The organism is Fulvivirga lutimaris (genome assembly GCF_009711525.1).
In the GTDB taxonomy this organism is placed as follows: Bacteria; Bacteroidota; Bacteroidia; order Cytophagales; family Cyclobacteriaceae; genus Fulvivirga; species Fulvivirga lutimaris.
In genome coordinates this window covers 1-5,398 of sequence record NZ_SMLV01000207.1, presented here as the reverse complement: position 1 = coordinate 5,398, position 5,398 = coordinate 1, and the positions used below count along the sequence as shown (strand labels likewise).

Here is a 5,398-nt window from a genome sequence, read left to right as displayed (position 1 = left end):
AAAGGCCTCAATTGAGGCCTTTTTTTATTTATAAAGTGAATTAAGCTTATTGCTCAACAATTACTTCAATTTCCAAATAGTCTGTGCTATCGATAATGTCACCATCAGAGTTTCCATCAACAATAGCGACAATTTTTACAAGTCCTTTTTTACTTCCTTTTCCTTCTGCAAGTTGGAATGCGAATGTATCACCAGCTTCAAATCCTGTTTTTCTATCTTCAGGAGTTGTTCCTTCCTCATAAAGAGCAATAAGGTCCAAATCAGTCTCTACAGCCAAATACTCTTCATCTGTTAAGGTGACGTTCTTGAATGTAGTTGTATTTAATGTATTCCAGATTGATAAATCATAGGCAGTAAAAGTAGGGTAGCTTGAAGGAGAAGCAAGGAAAACTGTTCCAGTTGCACCTGCTGCATAACCAAAATCAATGTCACTAGAATTTGGTGCAGCAGAAGCATCAACCTGATTTTTACTTACCGTTTCACCTAGGTTAGTCGAGAAGAATGTTTTAGAGTCTTCACTAGCCAATTGTGCATACAATAGTTTAGCTGTAAACACATTTGCTGCAATTCCTCCCTCTTCAACAACTACGGTTAATGTTTCAGAAACCTCCTGAGCAATTTCATCAACCACTGTTATTGTAACAGTAACTTCACCTGGACTATCAAACACTAAGCCTTCAAATACAATTGTAGCAGCTGTAGTGCCTACATCTAAGCTCTCAGTTAGTCTTGTTTTTGTGTCAACATTAGTGCCGTCTGTAATTGTGGCTGTATTAAAGCCACCTGGCGTACTGGCGTTAATTGTGAATGTTATTGCATCACCTTCAGTTACTGTAATGGTACCATCTACATCAGTCGGTTCTGTAGTTACAACAATACTTGGACCTGCTGGAGTAGGTTCATCATCATCTCCGCCACAACTAGCCAATAAAGTAAGACCACCTAGGGCACCTACTATAAATAATTTGCTAAATAATTTTTTCATGTTTTAAAAGTTTTGTTATCCTGTCTGTTTTAATCACAAACCATACCAATTATAACGTGAGTGGTTATGGATTGTTATAATGCAAATGTAGAAATTATATTAGCAATGCAACTAAAATAAATTGTACAATTCTGTTATTTATTTTACATCAGAGACTTTTTACTTTAGACAAATAAAATTCTAGTTTTGGGCTAATAATCTGAGAATTATGAGTGCTACCCCTGAAGGCGTTTTAGCCGATTTGAAACAGAAAAAATATGCTCCGGTTTACTTCTTGCAAGGGGATGAAACCTTCTATATAGACCAAATTTCAAATTATATAGAGGATAACGTGTTAACTGAGGCAGAAAAAGGATTCAACCAATCTGTGATGTATGGTAGGGATGTAAACGTTAGCACTATTCTTAATAGTGCAAGGCGCTTTCCTATGATGTCAGAGAAGCAGGTAGTTATTGTTAAAGAGGCTCAAAACATCTCAGACTTAAATAGAGAAGATGGTTCTAAAATGTTGATGGACTATCTGAATAATCCAGTGCCTTCTACAATCCTGGTGTTCTGCCACAAGAATAAGTCACTTGACAAGCGTAAAGCTCTGGGTAAGAATTTGAGTAAATTGGCAATAACAGTTACAACCAAAAAGCTGTATGATAACCAGGTACCAGCATGGATTGATGGTTACATTAAATCAAAAGGCTTAGCAGCGAGTCAAAAGGCTATCCTAATGCTGTCAGAAGCTATTGGCAACAATCTGGAAAGGTTGACTAATGAGATTAACAAGGTGGCTATCAATCTTGACGGCAGTAAGGAGATTGATGAGCATTTGATTCAAAAATATGTCGGCATAAGCAAGGACTATAATGTATTTGAATTACAAAAGGCATTAATCCTTAAGGATGTGATTAAGGCTAATAAAATTGTGAATTACTTTGAGGCCAATGCCAGTAAAAACCCTATAATACCAATTGTAGCCAATTTATTCTCCTTTTATAGTAAGCTGTTAATGGCTTTGCACTCAAAAGATAAATCTCCTAAGGGGCTGGCAAGTACACTTAAGATCAACCCATACTTTGTTCAGGATTATACAACTGCTATGTCTAAATACTCATTAATGCAGGTTGTGAATAATATCCATCACATTAAAGTTGCCGATTTAAAATCAAAAGGAGTCGATCATAACAGTACTAATAATTCTGGTCAAATATTGAAAGAACTTGTTTTTAAACTCTTGCACTAGAATCTATTAGAGAAAAGCAGGCCAATTGTTTATATTTATCGCAAGTCAAATTTATTTTTAAATAAGACCATAATTTGAAGATGTTTTACGTTAGATACATAATCAACTTCAAATAGAAGACCCTAGCACATCTATGAAATACAAACTATGGCTGATCAGTCAGCTAATTTTTTTAAACATCGCTTTTGGTCAAAACACCCAGTATTTTAATGATCAGGAATCATTATTTAGAGAAGGCCTTGAGCTTTTAGATAAATCAGAATATACATCTGCGCGTCAGAGATTTGAAAAGTATATAGCTCAGTCCAGCAATGATGTAAAAAAAGCTGATGCTGAGTATTATGTTGCCTTTTGTGCCTTGGGTTTATACCATGAAGATGGCGAGAAGCGAGTAGAGAATTTTATTGCTAGTCATAAGGAACATCATAAAGCGGTTACTGCTTATTTCGAATTGGGTAATTTTTACTTCAAAGAAAAGAAGTATAAAAAGGCAGCTGAATATTATGAAAAAGTCAATCTGGCGCTTATCACAGAAAGTCAACGTCAGGAGACAAGGTATAAATTAGGGTATTCTCACTTTGCGGAGCGCAATTTTGAAGATGCTATAGTTTATTTTAATGTATTAAAACGGCAGAATGGCGAATATATGGCTGCGTCAAATTATTACGCAGGATATATAGAGTATGAGCTAAAACAATATGATAAGGCCATTATTGACCTCGAAAAAGCATCTCAAAATGAGGCCTATGCCAGTGTAGCACCAACTTTATTAGCCAACTTATACTACAAGCAGAAGCGTTATGATGACCTTATTAGTTTTGGAACTAAAGTCATCAACAAGTCAGAAGCCAGAGCAAATCATAAAGATCTTTATTTGCTTTTGGGCGATGCTTACTTAATGAAAAATGATTTTGCTAATGCTTCTCAATATTATCATAAATATGAATCAGCAAATTCAAACCCTGCTAATGAGGTCAGGTATCGCATTGGTTATACTTATTATAAGGAAGGGGATTATGATGAAGCTATTGATCATTTAAAAAGAGCAGCAACCGAAAAGGATAGTATTGGAGTTTATGCATCGTACTACTTAGGTGTAATGTATTTAAAGCAGGGTAATAAACTATATGCAGTTACAGCTTTTGACAATGCCAGAAACAATAAAATCAATGAAGCATTAAGGAAAGAAGGTGCTTATCAGTATGCCAAGGTTACTTATGACTTGGGCAAGTCGGAAGAAGCTGTGAAAGCTTTTGAATATTATAAAACCCAATACCCAAAAGGTGAGCATCGGGTTGAGGTCAATGATTTGCTTTCTGAGGCATACTTTAATTCAAGTAATTATGATTTGGCTATTAATCATATTGAAGAATTAGGCAGTCTGACCAGGAGCCAACAAATGGTTTATCAAAAAGCCACCTTCTACAAAGGTTCTGAGCTCTTTAATAAGGGTGATTACCGTCAGGCGATAGATTATTTCAAGAAGTCACTTAAATACCCCTTAGACTTACAATATTCAGGCTTAGCCAATCTGTGGTCGGGTGAGGCTTATGCCGTGGGTAGGAGGTATGACGAAGCATTCCCTTATTACAGAGCAATTTTAGGTAACTCACAATTAATAAACACCAATACTGGCTTAAGAGCTAGGTATGGAATTGGTTATGCCTATTATAATACTAAAGAATACAATAAGGCATTAATTCATTTTAAAGAGTATGTAAATGGTGTCGAGGAACAGTCGGATAAAATGTATTATGATGATGCCCTGCTTAGACTAGCGGATTGCTATTATGTTAGCAAGTCTTATGACAATGCGCTTATTTTTTACGCTAAAGCCATCCAATTCAATAGAGCTGACAATGACTATGCACTGTACCAGACTGGTTTGATCAATGGCATTGAAGGTAATGTTAATGCAGCTGTCAAAGCTTTTGATGGTGTAATTGCCATACCAAGATCAAGATATTTTGATGATGCACTTTTTCAAAAAGGGCAATTGTTTTTAGAAAAGGGGGATTATCAATCAGCGGTCAAAGGGTTTGATAGACTAATAGATCAAAAGCCTAATAGCAGGCTGATACCCTATGCCTATTCTAAAAGGGCCTCTGGTAATTATAACCTCCAGCAGTACGAAAAATGCATAAAGGATTATCAAACTATTCTTAACGAATACCCTTCTCATAGTGTTGCAGGCGAGGTGCTTTTGCCATTGCAGGAGGTACTTAATATCGTTGGAAGAGGGGGTGAGTTTGATCAGCAACTTGCTGCTTATAAGTCTGCAAACCCAGATAAGAGCGGTCTGGAGGCGGTGGAGTATGAGTCTGCTAAAAACCAGTACTTCAATCTTAACTATAAAAAGGCCATTGAAAGATTGCAAGCGTTTATAAAAACTTACCCGGAAGACCCAAGGGTTACGGAAGCATCTTATTACATAGCAGAGTCTTATTATAGACTGCGTGACTTCGAACCAGCACTTGAAGTTTATAATGAACTAGTTACTAATACTTCTTATGAGCAGTACAATAGAATAGTAGGTAGAATAGCTGAGATAGAGTATTTGAGCGGTCGATATGACAATGCAATCTATTTCTTCTATCAATTGGCAGATATCTCATCAACAAAAAAGGAGCAATACAATGCATGGGCTGGACTTATGGAATCTTACTACCTCAAGGGTACTTACGATTCGGTTGATAGGTATGCCGAAATAATTCTGGAGAAAGGCAATGTTCATATCAGCTCTCAAAACAAGGCTTCACTTTATTTAGGAAAAGCAGATTTTGCCAGAGGAAATTATGAGCAGGCTCAAGATGAATTTCTAACAACCTTGAACACTGCCAGAGATGAATATGGAGCGGAAGCACAATACCTCTTGGGGCTCATTTATTATAATACTAAAGAGTATCAAAAATCGATTGAAGCACTGATCGCTCTAAATAATAATTTCAATGCCTACACTGAGTGGGTAGGTAAGGGGTACATGTTACTTGCAGAAGATTATCTTGCCCTAGGAGATATTTTCCAGGCGAAAGGTACTTTAAAATCTATAGTGGAAAACTTCCCATTAGAGTTTTATAAGACCAAGGCGAAGCAAAAACTGGCCGAAATTGACAAAATGGTTAGTGAAGAAAACTCAACAACAACTAATTCATCAGATAGTTTGATAAATGATAATTAAC

The 5,398-nt window shown here is 36.3% G+C and carries 3 protein-coding genes; 2 read left to right on the top strand and 1 reads right to left on the bottom strand.

The features are described 5' to 3' along the window. Nucleotides 1–46: 46 nt before the first annotated feature. Nucleotides 47–985, bottom strand: a complete 939-nt coding sequence (locus E1140_RS02120; RefSeq protein WP_155178548.1) for a hypothetical protein — start codon at nucleotides 983–985, stop codon at nucleotides 47–49. A gap of 208 nt (nucleotides 986–1,193) precedes the next feature. Between E1140_RS02120 and holA the strand changes: the two genes are divergently transcribed. Both holA and E1140_RS02110 read left to right on the top strand, forming a co-directional pair. Continuing rightward, nucleotides 1,194–2,219, top strand: a complete 1,026-nt coding sequence (gene holA / locus E1140_RS02115) for a DNA polymerase III subunit delta (protein WP_155178546.1) — start codon at nucleotides 1,194–1,196, stop codon at nucleotides 2,217–2,219. Nucleotides 2,220–2,352: 133 nt separating this feature from the next. Then, nucleotides 2,353–5,397 (top strand): tetratricopeptide repeat protein, encoded by a 3,045-nt coding sequence (locus E1140_RS02110; RefSeq protein WP_155178544.1) that lies wholly within the window; start codon nucleotides 2,353–2,355, stop codon nucleotides 5,395–5,397. Nucleotide 5,398 lies beyond the last annotated feature (1 nt).

Coding starts and splice junctions, on each gene's coding strand:
- E1140_RS02110 (WP_155178544.1), top strand. CDS start 2,353: ATGAAATACAAACTATGGCTGATCAGTCAGCTAATTTTTTTAAACATC.
- holA (WP_155178546.1), top strand. CDS start 1,194: ATGAGTGCTACCCCTGAAGGCGTTTTAGCCGATTTGAAACAGAAAAAA.
- E1140_RS02120 (WP_155178548.1), bottom strand. CDS start 985: ATGAAAAAATTATTTAGCAAATTATTTATAGTAGGTGCCCTAGGTGGT.